Origin of the sequence: Niallia sp. RD1, assembly GCF_024219955.1 — a bacterium.
Lineage (GTDB): Bacteria > Bacillota > Bacilli > Bacillales > Cytobacillaceae > Niallia > Niallia alba.
The window spans coordinates 395750-420281 of sequence record NZ_CP100420.1 but is presented as its reverse complement, the minus strand read 5'-3'; the positions used below and the strand labels follow the sequence as shown (position 1 = coordinate 420281).

Below are 24532 nucleotides of genomic sequence, written 5' to 3'. Positions count from 1 at the left end.
CTCTATTCTGCGTAAATTAGCAGTTTATTTCTATTCAAGGTATATTTTTGTAATAATAGTAAATAATTCAAATATGGGTTTCTGCATACAAGGTTTCTTTTTCTTTAATTATACCTTGTCCATTCGTTAAGTCTGTTATCCAATCTTTATATGTCTCCACCTGTTCAGAATCAACAAAGACATCGATTTCGACATTTTCTAAATAATGAATATCTTTGATTTGATAATTTGATGATCGTAATTCATTTTCTATTTTTCCAAGTAATGGATACTCGATGGATACACTAACGATTTGTTTTAATTTTCTTTCAATGATACCCACATTTGCTAATCCTTCGGAGGTAGTTTTTCCATATGCGCGAATAAGACCTCCAGCGCCAAGCTTAATCCCTCCATAATATCTTGTAACAACAACTGTCGTATCTTTTAGTCCTTTTTTCTTTAGTACCTCAAGAATTGGCACTCCTGCCGTTCCACTTGGTTCCCCGTCATCATTCGCTTTTTGAATTTGGTCATGTTCTCCAATTAAGTATGCAGAACAATTATGTGTGGCATCTTTATGTTTTTTCTTTATTTCTCCTATGAAAGCCTGTGCTGCTTCTTCAGTTTCTGTTCGAGCGATATGAGCAATAAAACGTGATTTTTGAATAATTAGTTCATATTCTCCGTAGCTAGGCACAGTTAGATAGGAAGGAAGCACAATGGAAAGCTCCTTTCTGTGTCTTTATCCTATACTTGTTATCCACCAAATATCGTAATGAGATTCTTCTGTTCGTTATATAAGTCAGTATTTGTAACTTTTTCTATTTGAAAAAAAATAGAAAATCGATAATTAGTCTTATTTCATTATAATTCGACATTCTTTTTTCTTCAATTATTGTTCTCTTTGTAATCAAATCTTAATATAGCGATTTAGCAAGCGTGATATAATAAGTAAAACTCAATGCTCGAAAAGACCCGCTACATATGTTATGGGCTATATTTCATGGATAGGCTTAAGATTCTTTAATTTCCAGCTTCTTTCATCTATTTATCTTCTTTTTCTTTGTTTTTGGTTTAGAATAGGATAAAATTATATTATTGCATTTTTACATACTTTTTCACAGTAATTCTTGTTGGTAATAGGTCTTGAGGCATGGTTTTTGGTAGGGGAAGATGTGTCTAAATAACGATTTTAATTTATTTTACGATGAATTATACATATTATTAACTTTCAAGCTAAAATAAGAATGGATGTTGGAAGGGTTTTAGCCTTTTTGGAGGAATTATATATGTTAATAAGGAAATTTGACACAAAAACGTTAGATTATATTGTGGAACAAATGATTAAGACCGTTGGTTCCAGCAAAGACGAGATTTTTCGTATTGGAGAACAATGTCGACAAGATTATGAAACCCTTACCGAAGAATTAAAAGAAATGAAAGTACTCGTGTTAGATACGATAGAAAAAGGAGACAAGCTAGAGATCCAGTCTCGATTTGCTCGTAAACGCTTATCAGAAGTGAGTAAGCATTTTAATGAATACTCGGAAGCGGAAGTTCGGGAAGCTTATGAAAGAGCACATACGCTGCAAATGGATTTAAGCATGAATCGTCACCTAGAAAAGCAATATCGAGAAAGACGAGATGATTTAGAGCGTCGATTGTTAGGACTAGATGAAACAATTGAGCGTGCAGAACATCTGGTAACGCAAATTTCTGTCGTGATGAATTACTTAGTTAGTGATTTAAAACAGGTTGGCGAAGTAATCGAAGACGCCAAGCAAAAGCAGGATTTTGGACTAAAAATTATTGGTGCTCAGGAAGAAGAGAAAAAGAGACTTTCTCGGGAAATACATGATGGGCCAGCACAGATGATGGCTAATGTAATGATGCGCTCTGATTTAGTAGAAAGAATATATAAAGAGCGTGGCGCAAAAGAGGCTTTTGAAGAGATTAGAAATTTAAAGGTAATGGTACGTAGTGCATTATATGAAGTTAGACGAATCATTTATGATCTTCGTCCAATGGCTTTAGATGATCTTGGCCTTATTCCAACACTAAAAAAATATTTACAAACAATAGAAGAGTATCATGAATCAACGAAAATTGAGTTTGCCATAATCGGAAAAGAAGCAAGACTCCCAAGTAAGTACGAAGTGGCAATTTTTCGCTTAGTTCAAGAATCTGTCCAAAATGCTTTAAAGCATGCAGAAGCATCTAATATTTCTGTTAAAGTGGAACTACGAAGAGACCAAATTATTGTCTTGGTTAAGGACAATGGCAAGGGATTCGATAAGGATCAGAAAAAGGACGAATCTTTTGGTTTAATTGGGATGAGAGAGCGAGTACATCTTCTTGATGGGGAATTAACCATCGATTCAAAAATCGGAGTTGGAACCATTATTATGATCAACGTTCCTATTAGATGATATAAGGGACTGTTTTTCATAGGAGAATCCAATCTTTGTAAGATAGTTAATTGAGTAGTATTGACTAAAGCAGATAATCTTGACTTCTGAGGGAAAGGAGGTCCCTAAACTGAAAGGGGCTATCCTTCCTGGATTAACTGTTTGTGTCTGTAATCAAGGACTTCATACATAGCAAAACGTATTATTATTCGAAAAGAGCCTAAAGAAAATAAGGGAGGCGGAGCAGTTGACTACTAAGATAGTTATTATTGATGATCACCAATTGTTTAGAGAAGGGGTAAAACGAATTCTCGACTTCGAATCGAGTTTCGAAGTCGTAGCTGAAGGGGATGACGGTACACAAGCTATTCAGCTAATTGAAGAATACCAACCAGACGTAACAATTATGGATATAAATATGCCTACAATTAATGGAGTAGAGGCAACAAGACAATTGTTAGAGAAATTTCCTGATACAAAGGTTATCATTCTATCCATTCATGATGATGAAAACTACGTAACCCATGCATTAAAAACAGGTGCTAGCGGTTATCTACTAAAAGAAATGGATGCAGATGCACTTATTGAAGCGGTTAAAGTAGTAGCTGACGGAGGTTCCTATTTACATCCGAAAGTAACCCATAACCTAGTAAATGAATATCGTCGTCTAGCATTAGAAAATGCAAACTCTGATGAACACCATGTACAAGTTGTAGAAATTAGAAGACCATTACATTTATTAACTAGACGTGAATGTGAAGTCTTACAGCTTCTTGCAGATGGTAAAAGTAATAGAGGAATCGGCGAGGCATTATTTATTAGTGAAAAAACGGTTAAAAACCATGTAAGTAATATTTTACAAAAAATGAATGTAAACGACCGTACGCAAGCAGTTGTTGTTGCTATTAAAAACGGTTGGGTAGAAGTTCGTTAATAGGAAAGGTGCTACCTGAATCACTAGTTGGTTTAAGGAGCTCCTTTTTTATTTGTCCTTACAGTAGTTTGTGGAATTGTCATAATATTGTAAGTGAATTAGGTGTTTTTACCTAGGATTATTGATAAGATATTGGTAAAGAAGATGATAGGAGGAATTCCAATGAATGGAATCAAGAGACTTCCTGATCACACCCTAATAGAAGCATATTTAGAAGCGATAAAATTAGAACTCGCCGAAGAATTCATCCTGCTCCTCTTTGTAGAATTAAAGAGAAGAGAAATTCCCATTCCGAATCAACCTCAAAAGTAAAAAATCTGTTATAATATTTTCTTGCCTATTAAAATTCCATATAAATTCCTCTTTTTGTGCATTATAATAGAGTTAATATATAATGCAAATAAACTCTTTTTTAGTTAAAATGGAATACAAACGAATAGATAAGGAAGGTAACTAATTGGATGAAAACAGCTATTGTTACAGATAGTACGGCTTATATCCCTAAAGATGTAAGGGAGAAGTACGATATACATATGATTCCATTGACGGTCATTCTTGGGTCAGAAGTGTATGAAGAAGAAAAAGAATTAACAGCATCCGAATTTTATGAAGAAATTAAAACAAAGGAGCTGCCTACTACTTCTCAGCCATCAATTGGAAAATTTGTGGAGCTATTTGAAAAACTCTCCGAGAATTATGATGAAGTAATTAGTATCCACTTATCAAGCGGAATTAGCGGTACTTATCAAGGCGCCATCTCTGCGGGAGACATGGTAGAGGGAATTAATGTATTTGCTTTTGATACAGAAGTGAGCTGCATGGTTCAAGGATTCTATGCCATTGAAGCAGCGAAATTAGTCCGTGTAGGCAAAACAGCAGCAGAAATTATGCCAATTCTAGATGAATTAAAAGAAACAAGCCACGCCTACTTTATGGTAGATGATCTGTCCAATCTCCAACGCGGAGGACGCCTTTCAAGCGCCCAAGCAATCATAGGAAGTCTCCTGCAAGTAAAACCGTTGCTACATTTCAAGGATAAACTAATCGTCCCATTTGAAAAAATCCGCACAAAAAAAAGAGCAATGAAGCGCATTGTGGAACTTTTACGCGAAGCAACAAACGGAGACAGCTACTATGCTGTCATTATCCATGCTAATCGCGAAGAAGAAGCAAAAGAATGGAAAGCAGAACTAGAGCAAGAATTTCCGAATATTGAATTCTCCTTAAGCTACTTTGGTGCCGTAATTGGAACTCATTTAGGTGAGGGGTCTATGGGGCTTGGGTGGATGAAGAAGAGATAATAGGTTGTGTTAGAGAGATCCCGGTTCTTGATGAGAACCGGGGTTTTTTTGATGGGGGTTGGTTGATCATAAGTAAAGGAGTGGGGAGTCGCAAGTAAAAGGTGAAAGTCGCAAGTAAAAGGTGAAAGTCGCAAGGAAAAGTGGAGGAGTTGCAAGTAAAAGTGGGGAAGTCGCAAGTAAAGTGGGGAGTCGCAAGTAAAAGTAGAGAAGTTGCAAATAAAGGAGTGAAAGTCGCAAGTAAAAGTAGAGAAGTCGCAAGTAAAGAAGTGAAAGTCGCAAGTAAAAGAGTGAAAGTTGCAAGTAAAGTGCAGAGTCGCAAGTAAAAGTAGAGAAGTCGCAAGTAAAGGAGTGAAAGTCGCAAGTAAAAGTGGGGAAGTGGCAAGTAAAAGAGTGAAAGTTGCAAGTAAAGTGCAGAGTCGCAAGTAAAAGTAGAGAAGTCGCAAGTAAAGAAGTGAAAGTCGCAAGTAAAAGTGGAAAAGTCGCAAGTAAAAACTGTAAAACGGCAACTAAGATTGCTACCACTCATATCAGAAAGCACAGATTATATTAACGTTCGTAATTTTTTATGAAATATGCAGGAATTCAAGCCAAAGTATAGAATAAACAGTATAAAAATGAAAGGAAGTGATCAGTTGATTGTAAAACCAATTGAATATCCATATCGAGCGCTTCAATTAGAAGCTTTACTTTCCAGAATTAGAGCCCATCATCCTAATATTTCTTTAATAAATCAGGATTATCAAAGAAAATTGGCAGGCTACAGGGGGGAGAAAGCTGTAGACTTCCCACTTAGTTTTTTACCAGATGAGGACTACTTTATTCTTCATGATTTACGTCTATGGGATGGAAAACATTTTTTTCAAATTGATGTATTAATTCTTCATGCAAAATATGCCCTAATTCTTGAAGTGAAAAACATAGTAGGTGAACTGTACTTTGATATTGATTTGCATCAAATGACACGAATAAAAGGAGAGGAAAAAGAGGCCTTTCCGGACCCTATTATTCAAGTAAACAGATTAAAGAGACAACTTGAAGGCTGGTTACTAGCCAATCAATTTCCTGCTATTCCGATTTACTCTCTCGTTGTATTTAGTAATCCCAAATCGATTTTACGTTTATCCCCTCCTCAAATTCAAACCTTTAAAAATATCATAATTCATAAAGAGTATTTGCCAGAATTAATTCCTAAACTTACTTTATCTTTTAAAGCATCCTTCCTCCCAGCAGATGAAAGGAAGAAATTAATCAAATGCTTAAAGAAAAAGAACACTCCTTTAGATACGGATATTCTGCAAAAGTATCAAGTTAATAAAGCAGATATCATATCCGGAGTGAAATGCGAATGTTGCAACCAATTTTTAATGAAAAAACATATGCAACATTGGTATTGCCTTGGTTGCAAACACAAGACAAATCAAGTGATGATCCCAACTTTAAAAGATTATTACTTTCTTTTCGGGGAGCAAATCACCAATTCTCAACTCAGGGAATTTTTACAAATAGATTCTATTTACACTGCTTCCAGAATACTAGCGAAATTAAACTTAAAAGTGACTGGAGCAGGAAAAATGACTGTCCATCACTTACCCTTAAAACTATTTAAATCAGAATTAGGAGGAAAATAATGCGATTTTATCAAAAGGACAATATATTAATCCCCACTAAAAGTAATCCCCCTCACTCTTTTCGAATTTCGAATGCTTCACCAAATCTGCTCTTAACGCCCCCACTTAATAGTGCTTATCCATTTAATCCCCAACTCCAAGCTACTCTTCAAGGTAAAGCATTACTACTAAATGAACTGCCTTTTTCAGAAGAAGAAATCCAAGCACATTACAAAAATGGATATTGTTCCTACATGCAAGGCATTGATAAAAATACTCGCAATAAATATAGCTGTAAGCGATGTGGTAATGAGAATCAGCAGCTGTTTGCAAGTTTTCCATGTGCGAGATGTCAAGAAACATGTACCTATTGTCGGAACTGCATCATGATGGGGAGAATTAGTGAATGTACTCCATTAATTACTTGGAATGGACCTAAATTAATTCAAGAAACTTCAGAAATTGCGCTACAATGGAGCGGAACATTATCACCAGGACAGCAAGAGGCATCTGATAAAATGGAGGCAATTATCGAAGACCAATCTGAACTACTTATTTGGGCGGTGTGTGGAGCTGGAAAAACGGAGATACTTTTTAAAGGGATCGAAAAAGCATTAAAGCAAAACCAACGAGTATGTATTGCAACCCCTCGCACAGATGTTGTCCTCGAATTGGCCCCTAGATTGCAGGAGGTTTTTCCAGACATAAAGGTTCTTCCTGTTTATGGCGGCAGTGAAGATCGTCATCTATATAGTCCCCTAACGATAAGCACAACACACCAGCTTTTTCGTTTTCAACAAGCATTTGATCTCGTCATTTTGGACGAAATGGATGCTTTCCCCTATTCAGTTGATACATCCCTTCAATATGCTGTACAGAAAGCGAGAAAAGAACACTCGACACTTATCTATTTAACAGCAACCCCTGATAAAGCTTGGCAAGAAAAATGTAGACAAAAGAAGATTCCCTTCGTCACCATCCCTGCTCGTTTTCATCAATACCCTTTACCAGTTCCTACTTTTCAGTGGTGTGGAAATTGGGAAAAAGGATTAAGTAAGGAAAAGTTACCTGCCACACTTATTAAATGGATTCATGAACGAGTTCCCGAGAAGAAACCAATGCTTTTATTTGTGCCGAAAATTTATTATATGGAAAAAATAAAAACGCTCTTACAACCAATTATAAGTAGCTTAGAAACTGTTCACGCAGAAGATCCTAATAGAAAAGAAAAGGTCCGGAAAATGCGTGATAAAAAAGTGGACTTGCTTATCACGACAACCATTTTAGAAAGAGGGGTAACTTTTCCTAATGTAGATGTTGCGGTGTTAGGGGCCGAAAATCAAATTTTTACCGAAAGTGCTCTTGTTCAGATTTCAGGAAGGGTAGGCAGGAAAAAAGAATTTCCGGATGGAACGATTACTTTTTTTCATTTTGGAAAAACAAACAGTATGGTTTCAGCACGAAAACAAATTATGAAAAGTAATAAAGAAGCAAGAGAAAGGGGGATGCTTCGATGATTTGTGCGATTTGCTTAGCTCCAGTAACCCCAGAATTTAATTGGACTTATCTTTTCTCAAGAGAGCCAGAATGTTATTTATGTGCAGATTGCAAGGGGAAATTAGAAGTGATTAAAGGGGAGATGTGCCAAGTATGTGGTCGATCTCTTCAAATGCTGGAGACTAGACATGTTAAAGATAGGGTATGCCGCGATTGCCAAAAGTGGGAAGAACTAAATGAATGGAAAGGTATATTGCAATCGAATCAGTCGTTATTTTTATATAATGATTTTTTGAAAGAGACAATTGCTCGATTTAAATATAGAGGAGACTTTCGCTTAGCTTCTGCCTTCGTTTCTTTTTTACCGAAGGATTTAGGGGAAAATAAGATAGTTGTGCCCATTCCATTAAGTGAGGAACGCTTGTATGAGAGAGGATTTAATCAAGTAGAGGCTGTTCTTTTTTATACGAAAATCCCTTACACTAATTGTCTTGTGCGCATACATAGCGAAAAACAATCGAAAAAAACAAGACAAGAACGCTTGCAAATAGAAAATATATTTAAACTAGAGAAGAAAGAGTCGATAATTGCTCAAGATATTCTTCTTGTGGACGATATATATACTACAGGTGCAACGTTACGGAGTGCAGCAAAATTATTAAAGGAAGCGGGAGCAAAGTCCATCTCTTCCTTTACAATTGCAAGATGAGGAGGAATTTTGGTGGCAGAACTAGGGAATTGCCCACAATGTGGCGATATTTATGTGCTAAATAATATTCGCGATGTGTGTCTAAAATGCTATAAACAAGAAGAAGCGGATTTTGAAAAAGTCTATCAATTTATTCGCAAAAAGCAGAATCGAACAGCGCAAATGGATGAAGTAGTGGAAGCAACGGGCGTAGAGAGAACGCTGATTTATAAATTTATCAAAAAAGGCAGAATTAAGCTCGCTCAATTTCCGAACCTTGGCTATCCTTGCGCGCAGTGCGGTACGATTATTCGTGAAGGCAAGCTTTGTAATTCTTGTTTAACGGGGATAAAAAATGACTTGCATGCAGTCGAACAAGAAGAAGAAAGACAAAAAGAGCTTAAAAAAAGGACTACCTATTTTACACGTTAATTCCAAACAAGCGCCGAACTCGTTCGGCGTTAAACCTACAACCTAAAATCCCCTCTAGGAATATACTCACACATATGATTGGGAAAGTAGTTATTTTGACGTATTTTTATAAAAATTAAAGGAAATGATTAAATAAAACGCTAATCATCCGATACTAGTAATAAGAATAAAACTTGTACGGGAAAGAAAGCGAGGAGTACACAATGAAAATTAATAATTATGGAACACAGGGCATTAATCCATATAAAAAAGTAAACAAAGTCGACCAATCCAATAAAGCGGAAGGAACAAAAGGAGCAGATAAAGTTGAAATCTCTGCGGCTGCGAAAGAATTACAGCAAGTTTCCCAAGTTTCTGCTGCGCGCACGGAAAAAATCGATGCATTGAAAAAACAAGTACAAAACGGAACATATGAAGTAAATCCGCAAGATGTAGCAAAAAGCATCTTAAACTTTTATTCCAAAAACTAATCCATTCATAAAAAAGGAGGGCTAACATGTCAGCAACATTATTAATACAGACACTGGACAAGCTTGTGAAGTTACATCAAAGTTTACATGAAGTAGCAAAAAAGAAGACAGAAGCAATTAAGATTGGCGATATGGACGCCCTCAAGCAAATTATGAAGGATGAACAAGCTCATATTATGAGCATACAAAAACTGGAAGAAGCAAGGGTTACTATCTCTAAACGAATGGTTCCAACTATTCCAGATCCTACAGTGATGGATTGCGTAAAGTTTCTTGATTCACAAGATGCAGAGAAAGTATCGGAAATTGCCAATCATCTGAAAGAAATTATCATGAATTTAGCAGAAACAAATTCATTGAATCAACAGCTTCTTCAACAATCCATGCAATTTGTCAATGTTTCCTTAAATTTATTAAAGCCGACGCAGAAAAGCATTAATTACGGTAAGCCGAGCGGCAATAATATTCAAACGAACGCAATTGGAAAACAAGGAAACAGCTTATTAAATATAAAGGCATAATGGGGGAAATAAAATGGCTTCAACGTTTATGGGATTAGAAACCGCAAGAAGAGGAATAACAGCACAACAAGGTGCTTTATATACAACCGGAAATAACATCGCTAATGCAAATACTTTAGGCTACACTCGTCAAAGAGTCGATTTACAGCAATCAGAAAGTTTTCCATCTGTAGGGACAAATGCACCGAAAATGCCGGGGCAAATGGGAACTGGCGTTGTAGCAGGGGCAGTTGTGCGTGTAAGAGAAACATTCCTTGATACACAGTATCGATCTGAAGCGAGCAAGCTCGGCTACTGGGAAAATCGCTCCGCAGCATTAAGCAATTTAGAAACCATTTTGAATGAGCCGTCTGACTCTGGTTTATCTGCAGCGATGGATTCTTTCTGGAAGTCACTTCAGGACATGGCAGTTGATCCGCAAAATGCTGGTGCTCGTGCAGTAGTGCGCCAGCGTGGGATTGCAGTAGCAGAAACATTTAATTATTTACATCAAACTGTTTCTGCAGAAAAAGCAGATGCAAAAAATGAATTAAGTGTAGCTGAAAAAGAAATAAATACATTGCTTTCACAAATTGACCAAGTAAATAAGCAAATTGGCAGTATTGAGCCAAATGGCTATTTGCCCAATGATTTATATGATAAAAGAGACGGTTTACTAGATGAACTATCAAAGTTTGCGAATATCAAAGTAAGCTACGAAGCTCCAGGCGGAAATGCATTAGCACAAGCAGAAGGAAAAGCAATTGTTACTTTAGTAGATGATAAAGGGAATGCTCTAGGAACATTGGTTGATAAAGATGGTGCTAAACAAGTAAAGATAAACAGCAATGCAGATGATACAGCTGTTCAGTCTATTTCAATCGGAGATACAGTAGTTGACATTAATAACTTTAACTCTACTGGAAAATTAAAGAGTGTAGTAGAATCGTATGGATATGTAGATCAAAATGGCGAATTAGCTGGGACTTTTAATGATATGTTAAAAGAATTAGACAATCTAGCATATACTTTTGCAACAGAATTTAACAAGGTGCATGAAGAAGGACTAAGCCCGAATGAAATAAAAGATGGCGACAAAGCGATTTCTTTCTTTGCCGATTCGGAAAGTGCAGATGGTAGCATTACGGACCGCAATGGCTTTGCGAGCAGAATGACGATTTCACAGGATATTCGAAACAGCTTGGATAATATCACAAATGCAGATCCTTCAAATCCAACACTTGGTGATGCAACCTATGTGAGTAAATTAGCAGAAATCATCAATAACAAATATGATTATGGTAATAATTCAGAGCAGTCAAATTTCCGCAACTATTTTGAAGGGGTTATCGGAAGTATGGCAGTAAGCGCACAAGAAGCAAATAAGATGGCTGCCAATTCTGCAACACTTCAGCAAACGGTTGATAATAGACGAATGAGTGTTAGCTCTGTTTCATTAGATGAGGAAATGACGAATATGATTCAATTCCAGCAAGCATATAATGCATCGGCAAGAATGATAACGGTAATGGATGAATTGCTAGATAAGATTATAAACGGCATGGGCGTCGTTGGAAGATAGGTGAATAAATAATGCGTGTCACACAATCAATGGTATCAGCGAATTCCCTTCGCAATATTAGCAGTAGCTACAATAAATTAGCTGAACTAAATAACCAAGTTGCAACCGGTAAAAAAATAACAAAACCATCTGACGATCCAGTCGTTGCAATGAAAGGAATGTACTTCCGTTCCAATTTAAATCAAGTGGAACAGTATAAACGAAATCTTTCCGAGCTTCATTTGTGGATGGATAACTCTGAAGCTGGTCTTGAGCAAGCTACGAGTGGGCTTGACCGTGTTCGTGAGCTTTTACTTCAAGGGAAAAATGGTACAAATGATACGGATGAAAGAGCAGCAATTGCAAAAGAAATTGCTCAGATTAAAGATGATTTAGTGAATGTTGCTAATACACAAATTAATGGAAAATACATTTTCCATGGAACAGATGTATCCAATCCTTTAGTGACAAATGGTACACCACCAACTGTTGCAGCTAATATTAATGACCCAGCAATTGATAGTTACGGGGTAGAAGTTTCTCAAGGAATTACGATGAAAGCAAACGTAAGTCCTTCTAGTACATTTAATCAAGAAATGTTTGATGTACTACAAGGAATTGAAGATAAGTTTAATAGTAATGATACAGAAGGTTTAGATGATTTATTAGGACGTTTAGACGGAGTTATTAATTCGATGAATAGAGAGAGAGCGGAGCTTGGTGCTCGTTCTAATCGATTGGAAATGGTTGAAGCAAGAATAGATGCTCAGGAAGTAATGGCAACAAAGGTACTTTCTGATAATGAAGATGTCGATATGGAAAAAGCGATCACTAATTTATCTGTTCAAGAAAGTGTGCATAATGCAGCATTAGCAGTTGGTGCACGATTGATTCAAACGTCTTTAATTGATTTCTTACGATAAAAATAGAAGGAGGCAAGCCTGACTATTGTTTTGGTCTGATGGTTTGGCTCCTTTTTTAATAGTTCCTTGTTAATAAATGTATAGAAGGGTGTGAAAATATGTTTCCGCAAATTAGATTACAATCGACGCCAGCGCGTTTGGATATGTGGGTAGATAAAGGATCATTAGAGATTCAACAGAAACAGGCTGATTTGGAGATAGAACAGCCGAAAGCAGAACTAACAATTGAAAGAAGACCGTCTCAATTGACGATTGATCAAACAAAGGCTAGAGAAGATGTTGGATTTAAAAGTGTGCCAAGAATGATTGAAGATGCTGCTGCAGAAGGAAGGCAGGCAGTTTTGGAAGGGATAGCAAGAAGAGGGCAAGAGCGAAATGAATTGCTACAAATTCAAAATGGTGGGAATCCCATCGCTGCACAAGCGAAAAGAAATAGTCAAGGAGCTCCAAAGCAATTTGGCCTAGGATGGATTCCGTCTCCAAATAGTGTGCAAATTAGTTATGATCCAGGCGAAGTAAATATTTCAGTTGAACCGAAAAAAACAATCATTAACAGTACAATAAATAATCCAGAAGTGAATTACACTCCTTCTAAAGTAAATGTACAACTAGCACAGTATCCATCTTTAAAGATAGATTTTGAAAATTTAAAGTATATTGGGGTAAACTATGAACAATACATATAAAGGAATGATATAAGTGAAAATTGCGACGAAGTATCATGGTGAAAAAGAAATACAAGAAAAAGAAGTGATTACTTTTCCACAAGCTATTCCTGGATTTCCTGACGAAAAGGAATTTGTTCTTTTACCTCTTGATGATGATGGGCAATTTAACGTTCTTCAATCATTGGAAAATCAGCAATTAGCTTTTGTACTTTCGAATCCATTTACTTTTTTTAAAGAGTATGATTTTTCATTAGAAGAATATATTGTTGAGTTATTAGAAATTGAATCAGAAGAAGATATTTTTGTTTTCTCTATTTTAACTGTTCATGATCCATTTGAAAAAACAACTGCCAACTTGCAAGCACCAATAATAATTAATAATAAGAAAAACATGGCAAAACAAGTAATTTTAAATGAACCAAATTATCACACAAAACACCCGTTATTTGATAAATCAAAACCAACATTGGTGAAGGGGTGATTCGATGTTAGTTCTTACACGGAAAAAAGGTGAGGTAATAAAAATTGGGGATGATATTGAAATCACTATTGTTGCAGCTAAGGGAGAACAAGTAAAAATTGGTATTTCAGCTCCGAAAAATGTAGAGATATATCGCAAAGAGGTATACGAAGAAATCATTGCAGAAAATCAACAGGCATCAGCAGATGTGGCTACGGTTATGAATTTGTTTAAAGGAAAGAATTGAAATTATTTAATAAAATGGCGTAGCCCAGGCTATGCTTTTTATTTGCTCTTTATACACCATTAAACTATTTCTCTAAAATTTTTTTATAAAAAAATAAAAAAACTATTAAACCTTTGAAAAGTAAAGACGATATATAAAGTAAGAGGGGGAAGGGCGGCCGACCTTCCTAACTCCTATCAAACTATCATGTTCACAAGGATGTGAACACCTAAATTCAAGGAGGAAAACAAACAATGAGAATCAATCATAATATTGCTGCTCTTAACACTTACAACAAGTTAAACAGCGCAACAAACGCACAAAGCAAATCAATGGAGAAATTATCTTCTGGTCTACGTATCAACAGCGCTTCTGATGATGCGGCAGGTCTTGCAATTTCTGAAAAAATGCGCGGACAAATTCGTGGATTAGATCAAGCTACTCGTAACGCACAAGACGGTATTTCTTTAATCCAAACTGCTGAAGGTGCTTTAAGCGAAACTACTGATATTCTGCAACGTATGCGTGAATTAGCTGTTCAATCATCTAACGATACAAATACGGATGATGATCGTGCAGAATTACAAAAAGAAGTTGACCAATTATCTCAAGAAATTACAAGAATTGCCGAAAATACAGAATTTAATACAAAAAAGCTGATTAACGGTGATGCAAAAGATGTAACATTCCACATTGGTGCGAATGAAGGACAAAATATCAAATTAACAATAAATAATATGGATGCTCAAAACCTAGGAGTTGTAGGACAAACTGGTGAAAATACTGCTCTAGATGGTAATGCTGCTATTCAAATCAGAAACGATAAAGGTGAAGAATATACTGTTAAATTTACAGCTGCTGAAACTGATGTTAATGGGGCAGCTATTGATAAAACAACTGCTTTACTAGATGAGGAAAATAAAACAATAACCATTACATTAGCTCAAGCAGGAGGAGATATCACTGCTAAGCAACAAGATGTTTTAGATGCTATTAATGCAGCAGGAAAAGGACATGTAGTTGCAACTGCAGTAGAAGGTGGCGATCTTGATGAACTAGCAACAGTTGGGGATGATACAACAACTAGTACTGAACTTGAAGTGGATACAACTAAAGGAATAAATATTTCAAGTCAAACAGCAGCATCAGATGCTATTAAAACGATTAATACAGCAATTCAATCAGTTTCTGCTGAAAGATCAAAATTAGGTGCATATCAAAATAGATTAGACCACACTATTAATAATTTAAGTACGTCTTCTGAAAACTTAACTGCTGCGGAATCTCGTGTCCGTGACGTTGATTATGCTTTTGCTGCATAAATGCAGTAACAAGCACAGTCGTCCTAGCTGGTAACGGCTAGAGATTACGATCGGGTGAATTGCTGGAAAACTCTTAGAGCTTTTCTTACTACAACGTAACTAGAAATGGTAGGCGTGAATGTGTGAAAAAAGAAAAGATTGGGCAATCAGCAGCCAAGCTCCTTACTTGAAAAAGTGGAGAAGGTTCAACGACTAGGATAAACCATCTAAGGCTGAAGCTATGATGATGAAATCCATAGGTAAAACAATATACATCAGTATTGTGAATCCGAAGTGCCCGACCCCTACTAGAAATATTAGAGGGTGAAGATATAGTCTAGTCATTTATGAAAGTAAATGTTCGCACGATGGCGAAAGAAATGATGGCACAAACTAAGAATTCTATTCTTTCTCAAGCAGCACAAGCTATGTTGGCTCAAGCAAACCAACAGCCGCAGGGTGTTCTTCAATTATTACGTTAATAGTGAGTTTTTTTAAAGAGATATCAGTTTTTCTGATATCTCTTTATTTAGTAGTTTGTTGATTTAATAGGTTACTAATTTCTTTCTCACTCATTTTATTTATTCGGTAGCAAAGTTCAGTAATTTGGCTATTGTTTAAACCACTAATATAATTACATTCTTCTAATAAGTCCCTATGCTCTCCTTTAATAATAATTTGATAGCTTTTCTTCGTATTAGTAAAATTCTCTAAAAAATAGTCGTTTATAAATAAATTTCTATATCCGTTTTTAGACTTAATTAATGATAGTAGGTTTGGAAGTGTATTTAGAATTTGATAGATTTCTTCTGTAGGACATTTTATAGTTATGGATAGTGGAAGTTTTATCGTTGTTCGTTTATCAGGTAATTTAGAAGGGAGAAAAAGAGCTACTCTCCTTTTTCTATTCATACAGGAGTGTAAATATGGATCTATCATATGTAAAAAATATAGTATCTGCTTTTGATCATAAAGAAGTAGTCTATTTTGTTTATCTTGAGAAAATTGTATATGAAACTTTTGGTAAATTAATTGGGCTAACAATTTGTTTTCTTCCATACTAAAGCATTCGGTAGATAAGATAATCTTTTTTATTTTTGAATCTTTCATTATTAAACATCCATCATCTTGATAAAACCATGCAAGGGCTAAAACATTTAGGTATCTCTCTAAGAATGTAAATGGAAGGATTTTTTTACCTTGTGGATACCAAATATTCATTAACTCAGAAAAATACTTGCTGTTTCTTGATTGTGAATAATAATGTTCTGTATAGCCAGCTGAAATTCTAGGATCTACTATTTTTCTGTATTTAGGCATAACTAAAGGTATACATTGTTTTAGTTCATGATAACAATGATAAGTCCATTCTTTATCCTCCATTCGATGACTAAAACGAAATCTAGCTTGTCTTCCAGGCGATTGAAATAAGTTGCCATCCCCAAGAAGTTTCCCTGTTATCATGCATAATCCCTCATAAGAAAATTCATTTTCTATACTAGCGTATTTATCCAATATCATCATTATCCTTTCGAAAAGAATATACGTTCTATTATATTATAGGTCATTTATCCCTATTAAACTAGTAATATTATCCCTTTAAGCAATCTTTCGGTAATATTTCTTAAATCTTTCACTATTTAACCGATATAAAAAATATAAAATTCTAGATGCATTCACAGGGGGATAATTTATGATTGAACGGATTGGTTCCCAACATAATATCTACACACCTAGACAAGCGGAAAACACTAATGGTATCGAAAAAAAATTAGATAGTATGGATCCTCAGTTACAGCTTTATGGTCCAAAACCAAACAAACAGCAATTAAACGAAGTAATTGAAAGTATGAATGCTTTTATGCAACCTTCACATACTTCCTTGAAATTTGAGCTTCATGAAAAATTAAATGATTATTATGTAACAGTTATTGATGATGATACGAAAGAAGTTGTCCGCGAGATTCCTTCTAAGAAAATGCTCGATATGTATGCAGCGATGAAGGAATTTATGGGCTTAGTGATTGATGAAAAGATATAAAAGAGGTGAATTAAGATGGTATTAAGAATTGGTGGTTTAGCTAGTGGAATGGATATTGATAGCCTTGTTGAACAGTTGATGACAGCAGAGCGGGTACCACTAGATAAGATAAATCAGAAAAAGACATATACAGAATGGCAGCGAGATGACTATCGAGAGATGAATTCCTTGTTGCTAGATTTAGATAATACTATTTTTAATGGAGTATCAAAGCAAGCTAGTTTTATTAAAAAAACAGTTGCTATTTCTAATTCAGATGCACTTTCAGTTAAAAATGTGAATTCTACGATTGATTTTTCTGGATCGATGTCAATTAATAAGTTGGCTACTGCTGCAACTATGCAAAGTAAAGAAAAGACTGATATTACTAATTCCTCAGAGAAACTTACAGGTTTAGTAGGGCAAACAATTACAATTAAGGCTATTACAAAGGATGGAAAGCTGCAAGAAGAAGCATTCAAAGTAGAAATTACTTCTGAAGATACATTAGACAGTATTATTGCAAAAATAAACAAAGATTCTGGTGTAACTGCTTTTTTTGATAATAATAGTAAAAAAATCTCATTTACAGCAAAAAATACGGGAGATAATTCTGAAGGAGCGGAAATAATTCTTGAGGATGACGGTTCTTCAGGAAACAAATTTTTTAATGATATATTAAAAGTAAACACTGATAATGATAGAGCATTTAATAACGGTTCAGGAACAAAGGGATCAAACGCTGATATAACCTATAACGGTCTTAATATCACCCGTCCATCCAACACCTTTACCATAAACGGAGTAGAGTTCACTGCCAAAAAAGTAACAACAGAAGCAGTAACATTTTCTTCTACACCTGATGTCGATGGTATTTTAGACACAATAACACAATTCGTTAATAAATATAACGAAGCAGTGGAAAAGATTCGTGCCAAAACAACTGAAACAAAGTACCGTGATTATCCACCACTAACAGATGCACAAAAAAAGGATATGGAAGAAGTAGACATTGAAAAGTGGGAAAAGATGGCGAAGAGTGGTACGCTAAAAAGTGATTCCATTTTAACGAATGTTTTAACGAAAATGCGTTCTAATTTTAGCTCTCCGGTGAGTGGAACATCTACTTATTCACAATTATCTCAAATTGGGATTACGACTACCTCAAATTACTTAGATGGTGGGAAGCTAACGATTGACGAAGATAAACTAAAAGCAGCAATTTCTGCTAATCCAAACGCTGTTTATGAGCTATTTCAAAAGGATGGAGCAACGAGTTCTGAACAGGGGATTGCACGTCGTTTAAGAGATACCTTAAAAACAGCTATGACTGATATTACCGCAAAAGCTGGGAAATCTACTAGTGTAAATAATACTTTCACGTTAGGTAAAGTTTTAAATAACTATGCAGACCAAATTACTCGTTTTGAAGATAGACTGACATCAGTCGAAAATCGTTATTGGGCTCGTTTTACAGCAATGGAATCTGCAATTAACAAAGCAAACAGTCAGTCATCATATTTAATGAATATGTTCAGTTCTTAATAAAAAGGAGATTTAAAAAATGGCCATTTCTAATCCTTATCAATCTTATCAGCAAAACTCAGTAAACACTGCATCTGCTGGGGATTTGACATTAATGCTATATAACGGCTGTCTGAAATTTTTACATTTAGCCAAAAAAGCAATACAAGATAAAGACATTCCAACTCGAAATACGAATATCCAAAAATCACAGAATATCATTAAAGAATTAATGGTAACCTTAAATATGGATATTGCGATTTCACAAAATTTGATGACTTTGTATGATTATATGAATCGTCAGCTTATAAAAGCGAATATTGAGAATAACATAGAAATTATCGAGGAAGTAGAATCTCTCGTAACAGAATTTCGTGATACTTGGAAAGAAGCAATTGTCCTTAACCGTCAAAAGCAGCATGGTCAGGGCGGCCAAGCATAATGGAAGCATTAAAGCAATGCTATGCGATTACGAATGAATTAGTGGAGCTGTTAAAGGGAGAAGCGGAAGTAGATACGGAGAAAGTTAATCAGCTTCTCGATCAGAGGCAGGTTTGCTTGACACTTCTAACGCCACCAACTACAGAAACCGAAAAGAAAATCGGACAGGCTCTCTTACAACAAGATAAAGAATTGTTTGCATTGCTGCAAAAGGAAAAGCAATCCATTCAAAAAGAATTACGAGGCTTAGAATATAAAAAAACATCCAATCAAAAATATGTAAATCCATATCAATCTTTGCAAACGGATGGCATGTTTTACGATAAACGTAAGTAGTGGGTCAAGGGGACAGGTTCCTTGTCCCACTTTTTTTCTATTTAGTTAGAGGATTAGCTTTATTTTTGTTGAAATAATTAGGTATAGTTATTTCTTTTTTTCTCCTTCTTTTCCACATGATTAATCCTTCCACAAACTATTTCCTTAAAACGAACAAATTTTCATGAGTAAATTTAGTTATTGTATAGAGGTGGTGCTTATTGGCAAGAAATCCAAGGAAAAAGAGTGTTAATGGTATTTATCACATTATTATAAGAGGTATTAATAGGCAAATTATTTTTGAAGATAACGGTGATAAAATCCAATACTTAAAAATATTAAAAAGATATAAGGAGATTAGTAAGTATAAGTTATATGGTTATTGCTTGATGGATAATCACATCCATCTTTTATGTAAAGAAACAGATGAATCTATTTCAGATATAGTGAAGAGAATTAGCTCCAGTTATGTCCATTGGTATAATGCAAAATATGAAAGGAGTGGCCATTTATTTGAGGGGCGATTTAAGAGTGAGACCGTTGAAGAAGTGAGATACTTTCTAACAGTGCTTCGATATATTCATCAAAATCCTCTAAAAGCTGGTGTGTCAAAGAGTGTTTTGAATTGTAAATGGACTAGCATAAGGGAGTATCTTGATAAACCTAATTTGGTTGATACAGAACTGGCTCTTCAACTCTTTTCACACGATGAGAAGAAAGCATTAGAATTATTTAAAGCATATACTTGTGATCTTAATAAAGAAAATTGTTTAGAAGTCAAAAACTCTGTTAAGATTGCTGATCAAGAAGTTTTAGAGATAATGAGGAGTTTAGGAATACCAAATAGTTCTAGCCTACAGCAAATGAATAAAAAAGAAAGAGATAAATTATTAAAGAGGCTGAAAGAAATAGAAGGGGTAACTATTAGACAAGTTGCAAGGATAACCGGAATATCCAAAAGTGTTGTTCAGCGTGCAAAATAAGCATATTAGTTTCATCAAAAGTAGAAAGGGTGGCTAATATCTAAATTAGCCACCCTAATGGGACAAGGAACCTGACCCCACTGTCCCAATTCAAATCACCCTCGACAACCCAACACGACTCTGCTTATTCTCCATACTCTCCCCAATGAACACAATCTCCGAATCTGCGTCTTCAGGAGCAATAATACTATGATCCTCAATAGTCACCTTACAAGCTGTTACACTTTTTTCGATGACTACATTTTCACCGATAACGGTTCCAGGAAGGAGTACAGAATCTTTTACGAGGGATCCTTTTCCGATAATGACATCATTGAAGATGACGGAGTTTTCTACTGTTCCATAAATTTCGCAGCCTTCACTTATAATGGAGCGTTTTACGGTAGCGGATGATTCAATATAGGATGGGGCAAAGCACTGTTCGTGGGTGAATACGGTCCAGTCTTTGTCATTTAGAAAGATATTGCTTTCCTTCGATAATAAGTCCATATTTGCTTCCCAGAAGCTGTCGATTGTCCCAACGTCCTTCCAGTAACCTTTAAATGTATAAGCGTGTAATTTGCGGTTATCTGTCAGCATAGCAGGAATAATATCTTTCCCAAAATCTTTTGAAGATAATTCATTTTTTTCTTCTTTTTGCAGATAGTTTTTAAGCGTTTTCCATTTGAAAATATAAACACCCATTGAAGCTAAATTCGATTTTGGGTTAGATGGTTTTTCTTCAAAATCGACAATGCGATTATTCGTGCTATCTGTGTTCATGATGCCGAATCGGCTAGCTTCCGCCCAAGGAACTTCCGTAACTGAAATCGTTGCATCTGCCCCTGTTTTTATATGCTGTTGTAGCATTAGATTATAATCCATTTTATAAATATGGTCACCAGAAATAACAAGAACATAATCCGGGTTATACTGGTCAATATAGGATATATTTTGATAAATAGCATGGGCTGTACCATCATACCAGCGCTCTTCAGTACCACATTGGTATGGAGGGAGGATGCTAAGTCCGCCATCTCTGCTGTCCAAATCCCAATCTTTTCCGTCTTTAATGTAATTTTGCAGTACATGTGGCTGGTATTGTGTCAATACACCAACTGTATCTATACCTGAATTACGGCAGTTACTTAATGTAAAGTCAACAATACGATATTTTCCTCCAAAGGGTACTGCTGGTTTTGCTAATTCTTCTGTTAGTTTTTTTAATCTTGTCCCTCTTCCGCCAGCCAATAGCATTGCAATACATTTCTTATTCAAAATAGATCCCTCCAGTATGCGTTGTCAAAAGTTCATTAGTTAGAAATTCAAAAGAAAGTAATATATTACTTATATTTCCAGAAAGTTTTCAAATTTTAAGAACATCTCTTGGAAAAGCAAATGTTCTTGATTTTTTCTTATCAAGTAGATCTATTTCGGTTTATAAACGATCATCTTCCCAGAGCTTGTAATAGTATTCTTCCTCTTCCATTTCTTTTAATTCTAATTCAGGTTGGTTTTGTAAGATTTTCTCACTCATTCTTTTACCTCCAGGTTAAATTCTTAATGTGTTCATTGTAGCAAATATAAAACAATGAATTGTAAAAAAATTCTGATTAATTTCGCTAAAACTCGACATATAATGGATAAGAGTTACTCATAATTCCATTTATCATTAGGAATATAGGCTTCTTCTCATAGATTATGTCGAAATGTTTTTAAAAAAAGGAGTTATTGTATAGATCTTTATATACAATAGACTTAACTTTTGATAGGGAAAATACTAGGAATGCATCCTTCTTTGCCTATCTAATTTTTTTCAAAGAACTAGTTCTTTTACTAGTAAACCGGCTACTTCTTTTTTTCGTATCGAACTATACGTTTTAATTATGCTGTATATATAACCTCTACTAATCAATTTGAAACATTTTCTGACATAAAAAATTTCTTAGAATAATTTTCCTAGGAATACTCACTAGTAGTTCATTTTTGAAAAAAGTTCACAAATTTGTCGAAATTCATTCTCGTTTTAGCAGGATTTTGAGAGGGTATGCTAGAAATATATTGTATAGTCAAAATGATTTCTTATATGGTATATTTTCATTTATCGTTAGGAAAAAATAAGACTTGCACTGGAAATTATAAAGGAGGAGTAACTTATGAACTTCAACATTAGAGGAGAAAACATTGAGGTAACTCCAGCAATTAGAGAGTATGTAGAAAAGAAAATATCAAAATTAGAAAGATATTTTTCTGAAACACCAGATGCACAAGTGAATGTGAACTTAAAAACGTATAATGACAAAACTTCTAAGGTCGAGGTTACAATTCCAATGTCCCAGTTGCTGTTACGTGCAGAAGAAGACCACATGGATATGTATGCAGCCATTGATTTAATCTCTGATAAATTAGAAAGACAAATAAGAAAACATAAAACAAAAGTAAATCGTAAGCATAGAGAAAAAGGAAATCTTAACGAACTATTTGGTTCTTACGAGAGTGCGCCAAATACAGAGGAAGAAGAACAGGATCTAGAGATTGTCCGTCAAAAACGCTTCAATTTAAAACCAATGGATAGCGAAGAAGCAATCCTACAAATGGACCTTTTAGGCCATAACTTCTTCGTCTACACAGACGCAGAAACAAACAACACTAATATCGTCTATAAACGAAAAGACGGAAAATACGGCTTAATCGAAGCACAATAATAAAAAGCCTGCAGTCTAGACAAGCTGCAGGCTTTTTATTATTTAAAAACCTATATAATAGGCAAAGTTTGGACTAATAATAAGCTGCCTTTGTTAGCAAAAAATAAGACTAGGATAGATTTGAAACCTAGAGTTATTTCCTTCATTTTCATACTTTCTCCAACCTCAAATAAGTCAATAGACAACCCTACTAAATTTTTCAAACACTTTTGTATCTATCTGTGAAATTTTGAAAATTCTAAAAAATACTTCCTAATTTCTAATCTACAAGCTATAATGAAACATAATTTAAAACAGAAGATGCGTGGTGGTTAAATGAAGTTAGATGAAACAGATAAACGAATATTAGATTTACTTACAGCAAATGGCAGACTATCTTATGTAGAGATTGGAAAAGAACTAAATTTATCACGAGTAGCAATAAGAGAGAGGGTCAGCCAACTTATCGAAAATGGAGTCATAGAGAAATTCAGCGCTGTTATCAATTCTGAAAAAGTAGGCAAGACAGTTTCCGCCTTTTTTGAAGTCGACTGCGAGCCAGCTTCTCTTATTCAAGTAGCGCAAACGCTAGCGGAAAATCCAGTTGTAGCAAGCTGCTATCAAATGACAGGTCCAAGCACTTTACATATGCACGTCCTAGTCGAAGACTTCGAAGCACTAGAAAGCTTTACCAACAACGAGCTCTATTCTTTAGAAGGAATCACAAGAGTGGAAAGCCATATCCTTTTAAGAAGATTTAAAAGCAGAAATGGCTTGAAAATTTGACAATAATACAAAACAAAAGATCAAATTTACTATTTTATCTTTTGTTTTGTATTTTTTTATGTTCTTAGTGGGTCCTATAAAAAAAGAAGGCTGCTGGTAATAGCAACAAACTTTACGAAAACAGCCAAAAAGAAAAAGCAGAATAGATGTAATTGCCAAGCTAAGGGCGGCGTAACTTCAGACAGTTTAAGGAATGTACATTTTTATTCTTATCGCTTACTCTTGGTAACAGAGAAAACTGCTCTGTGCCCCTTTTGCGCTTATTCTTCTGGTATTGGCATTATTTGCGTTTTCATTGTTTTTGTCACACCGACAAGAATAGCAAATATCGGGAGCGTGGTTGGGGATTATACAACATTTTTTCTTACGGGAGCTGGTATCCTGCTATCTATAATTGCACTATTGATGAAGACAGAGAAAAAGCTAATTCCTGTTATAGCTTTAATACTGTCCTCGTCTTTGTTTATATTTTGGATAATCTTTATTTTCCTATTGTTTACTGGGCAAATTGAATTTGCTCCGTAATAATTAAAGAAATTTGATTTTGCGTGACCTCTTTTAAAAGGAATAACTTGATTTTAATGATTTATATGAAAAAAAGTAATTGGTTCTCTAGAAGCATTGAACAACACAACAGGTGCTTCACCACCATTAAGGTTCTTCAGTCTGCGGATGATTACCACAAACCTTCTTTCTTTAAATTAATAATTTCGTATAATCGTTTAGGTTTTTATTTCTTCTTCAACTTCCTTTACATAGGTGAACTCTATTTTAAACATTTGATTTTCACTGTAGGAATTTCATACCTCGCTCTCCAATCAACCTTCTGATCACATCATTAT

General features: G+C 35.1%; 28 protein-coding genes and 1 pseudogene. 26 read left to right on the top strand and 3 right to left on the bottom strand.

Features of this window, described 5'->3' with window-relative positions; all coding sequences use genetic code 11:
• Nucleotides 1–67: 67 nt before the first annotated feature.
• Nucleotides 68–700, bottom strand: coding sequence for a YigZ family protein (locus tag NKG37_RS02120; RefSeq protein WP_254415719.1), 633 nt, complete (start codon nucleotides 698–700; stop codon nucleotides 68–70).
• Nucleotides 701–1271: 571 nt separating this feature from the next.
• On the opposite strand from NKG37_RS02120, the gene NKG37_RS02115 reads away from it, so the two are divergent.
• The 18 genes and pseudogenes from NKG37_RS02115 to NKG37_RS02025 all read left to right on the top strand — a co-directional run.
• Complete coding sequence (locus NKG37_RS02115; RefSeq protein ID WP_101729355.1) at nucleotides 1272–2411, top strand: sensor histidine kinase; 1140 nt, start codon at nucleotides 1272–1274, stop codon at nucleotides 2409–2411.
• 226 nt (nucleotides 2412–2637) lie between these two features.
• Entirely contained in the window at nucleotides 2638–3324 is a 687-nt protein-coding gene (locus NKG37_RS02110; protein ID WP_016205197.1) for a response regulator, read from the top strand.
• 162 nt (nucleotides 3325–3486) lie between these two features.
• Nucleotides 3487–3636: a sporulation histidine kinase inhibitor Sda gene (sda, locus tag NKG37_RS02105; RefSeq protein ID WP_205835652.1), complete on the top strand. Its 150-nt coding sequence runs from the start codon at nucleotides 3487–3489 to the stop codon at nucleotides 3634–3636.
• 149 nt (nucleotides 3637–3785) lie between these two features.
• Entirely contained in the window at nucleotides 3786–4625 is an 840-nt protein-coding gene (locus tag NKG37_RS02100; RefSeq protein WP_254415718.1) for a DegV family protein, read from the top strand.
• 161 nt (nucleotides 4626–4786) lie between these two features.
• Nucleotides 4787–4948, top strand: coding sequence for a hypothetical protein (locus tag NKG37_RS02095; RefSeq protein WP_254415717.1), 162 nt, complete (start codon nucleotides 4787–4789; stop codon nucleotides 4946–4948).
• 309 nt (nucleotides 4949–5257) lie between these two features.
• Nucleotides 5258–6253 carry a nuclease-related domain-containing protein gene (locus tag NKG37_RS02090; protein ID WP_254415716.1) on the top strand — a complete coding sequence of 332 codons (996 nt, stop codon included), beginning with the start codon at nucleotides 5258–5260 and terminating at the stop codon, nucleotides 6251–6253.
• Nucleotides 6253–7749 carry an ATP-dependent helicase ComFA gene (locus NKG37_RS02085; protein WP_254415715.1) on the top strand — a complete coding sequence of 499 codons (1497 nt, stop codon included), beginning with the start codon at nucleotides 6253–6255 and terminating at the stop codon, nucleotides 7747–7749. The genes NKG37_RS02090 and NKG37_RS02085 overlap by 1 nt, the downstream gene beginning before the upstream one ends.
• Complete coding sequence (locus tag NKG37_RS02080) at nucleotides 7746–8438, top strand: ComFC family protein (RefSeq protein ID WP_254415714.1); 693 nt, start codon at nucleotides 7746–7748, stop codon at nucleotides 8436–8438. Before NKG37_RS02085 ends, NKG37_RS02080 begins: the two co-directional genes overlap by 4 nt.
• A gap of 12 nt (nucleotides 8439–8450) precedes the next feature.
• On the top strand, nucleotides 8451–8849 hold the full coding sequence (locus NKG37_RS02075; protein WP_101729349.1) for a TIGR03826 family flagellar region protein: 399 nt from the start codon (nucleotides 8451–8453) through the stop codon (nucleotides 8847–8849).
• Nucleotides 8850–9052: 203 nt separating this feature from the next.
• The gene (flgM, locus tag NKG37_RS02070; protein ID WP_101729348.1) at nucleotides 9053–9319 is read left to right on the top strand and encodes a flagellar biosynthesis anti-sigma factor FlgM; all 267 of its coding nucleotides are present in this window, start codon (nucleotides 9053–9055) and stop codon (nucleotides 9317–9319) included.
• A 26-nt stretch (nucleotides 9320–9345) separates the two neighbouring features.
• A complete protein-coding gene (locus NKG37_RS02065; RefSeq protein ID WP_169189134.1) occupies nucleotides 9346–9840 on the top strand; it encodes a flagellar protein FlgN in 495 nt (164 codons plus the stop codon).
• Nucleotides 9841–9853: 13 nt separating this feature from the next.
• A complete protein-coding gene (gene flgK, locus NKG37_RS02060; RefSeq protein ID WP_254415713.1) occupies nucleotides 9854–11401 on the top strand; it encodes a flagellar hook-associated protein FlgK in 1548 nt (515 codons plus the stop codon).
• 11 nt (nucleotides 11402–11412) lie between these two features.
• A complete protein-coding gene (gene flgL, locus NKG37_RS02055) occupies nucleotides 11413–12303 on the top strand; it encodes a flagellar hook-associated protein FlgL (protein WP_254415712.1) in 891 nt (296 codons plus the stop codon).
• A 98-nt stretch (nucleotides 12304–12401) separates the two neighbouring features.
• Nucleotides 12402–12989, top strand: a complete 588-nt coding sequence (locus NKG37_RS02050) for a DUF6470 family protein (protein WP_254415711.1) — start codon at nucleotides 12402–12404, stop codon at nucleotides 12987–12989.
• A gap of 13 nt (nucleotides 12990–13002) precedes the next feature.
• On the top strand, nucleotides 13003–13452 hold the full coding sequence (gene fliW, locus NKG37_RS02045; protein WP_254415710.1) for a flagellar assembly protein FliW: 450 nt from the start codon (nucleotides 13003–13005) through the stop codon (nucleotides 13450–13452).
• 4 nt (nucleotides 13453–13456) lie between these two features.
• Nucleotides 13457–13678: a carbon storage regulator CsrA gene (gene csrA / locus NKG37_RS02040; protein WP_212117533.1), complete on the top strand. Its 222-nt coding sequence runs from the start codon at nucleotides 13457–13459 to the stop codon at nucleotides 13676–13678.
• A gap of 233 nt (nucleotides 13679–13911) precedes the next feature.
• A complete protein-coding gene (locus tag NKG37_RS25975) occupies nucleotides 13912–14979 on the top strand; it encodes a flagellin N-terminal helical domain-containing protein (RefSeq protein ID WP_302183204.1) in 1068 nt (355 codons plus the stop codon).
• A gap of 347 nt (nucleotides 14980–15326) precedes the next feature.
• A pseudogene (locus tag NKG37_RS02025) lies at nucleotides 15327–15440 on the top strand (flagellin); the annotation flags it as partial.
• A gap of 43 nt (nucleotides 15441–15483) precedes the next feature.
• Here the strand turns inward: NKG37_RS02025 and NKG37_RS02020 are convergent.
• Nucleotides 15484–16473 carry an endonuclease gene (locus tag NKG37_RS02020; protein ID WP_254415709.1) on the bottom strand — a complete coding sequence of 330 codons (990 nt, stop codon included), beginning with the start codon at nucleotides 16471–16473 and terminating at the stop codon, nucleotides 15484–15486.
• Nucleotides 16474–16651: 178 nt separating this feature from the next.
• On the opposite strand from NKG37_RS02020, the gene flaG reads away from it, so the two are divergent.
• The 5 genes from flaG (at nucleotide 16652) to NKG37_RS01995 (ending at nucleotide 20241) form a co-directional block, all read left to right on the top strand.
• Complete coding sequence (gene flaG, locus NKG37_RS02015; RefSeq protein WP_016203469.1) at nucleotides 16652–16999, top strand: flagellar protein FlaG; 348 nt, start codon at nucleotides 16652–16654, stop codon at nucleotides 16997–16999.
• A gap of 15 nt (nucleotides 17000–17014) precedes the next feature.
• Nucleotides 17015–18523 (top strand): flagellar hook-associated protein 2, encoded by a 1509-nt coding sequence (locus NKG37_RS02010; RefSeq protein ID WP_254415708.1) that lies wholly within the window; start codon nucleotides 17015–17017, stop codon nucleotides 18521–18523.
• Between the two features lie 19 nt (nucleotides 18524–18542).
• Nucleotides 18543–18944, top strand: coding sequence for a flagellar export chaperone FliS (fliS, locus tag NKG37_RS02005; RefSeq protein WP_254415707.1), 402 nt, complete (start codon nucleotides 18543–18545; stop codon nucleotides 18942–18944).
• Entirely contained in the window at nucleotides 18944–19279 is a 336-nt protein-coding gene (locus NKG37_RS02000) for a flagellar protein FliT (RefSeq protein WP_254415706.1), read from the top strand. Before fliS ends, NKG37_RS02000 begins: the two co-directional genes overlap by 1 nt.
• A 200-nt stretch (nucleotides 19280–19479) precedes the next feature.
• Entirely contained in the window at nucleotides 19480–20241 is a 762-nt protein-coding gene (locus tag NKG37_RS01995; RefSeq protein ID WP_254415705.1) for a transposase, read from the top strand.
• Between the two features lie 90 nt (nucleotides 20242–20331).
• Here the strand turns inward: NKG37_RS01995 and NKG37_RS01990 are convergent, their stop codons facing one another.
• A complete protein-coding gene (locus NKG37_RS01990; RefSeq protein ID WP_302183230.1) occupies nucleotides 20332–21501 on the bottom strand; it encodes a glucose-1-phosphate adenylyltransferase in 1170 nt (389 codons plus the stop codon).
• Between the two features lie 875 nt (nucleotides 21502–22376).
• Here NKG37_RS01990 and raiA point away from each other — a divergent pair.
• The 3 genes from raiA to NKG37_RS01975 all read left to right on the top strand — a co-directional run bounded on the left by raiA (nucleotide 22377) and on the right by NKG37_RS01975 (nucleotide 24215).
• Nucleotides 22377–22925 (top strand): ribosome hibernation-promoting factor, HPF/YfiA family, encoded by a 549-nt coding sequence (gene raiA, locus NKG37_RS01985; protein WP_016203462.1) that lies wholly within the window; start codon nucleotides 22377–22379, stop codon nucleotides 22923–22925.
• A 315-nt stretch (nucleotides 22926–23240) separates the two neighbouring features.
• Nucleotides 23241–23690, top strand: coding sequence for an Lrp/AsnC family transcriptional regulator (locus NKG37_RS01980; protein ID WP_016203461.1), 450 nt, complete (start codon nucleotides 23241–23243; stop codon nucleotides 23688–23690).
• A gap of 222 nt (nucleotides 23691–23912) precedes the next feature.
• Nucleotides 23913–24215 carry a hypothetical protein gene (locus tag NKG37_RS01975; protein ID WP_254415704.1) on the top strand — a complete coding sequence of 101 codons (303 nt, stop codon included), beginning with the start codon at nucleotides 23913–23915 and terminating at the stop codon, nucleotides 24213–24215.
• Nucleotides 24216–24532: the final 317 nt, after the last annotated feature.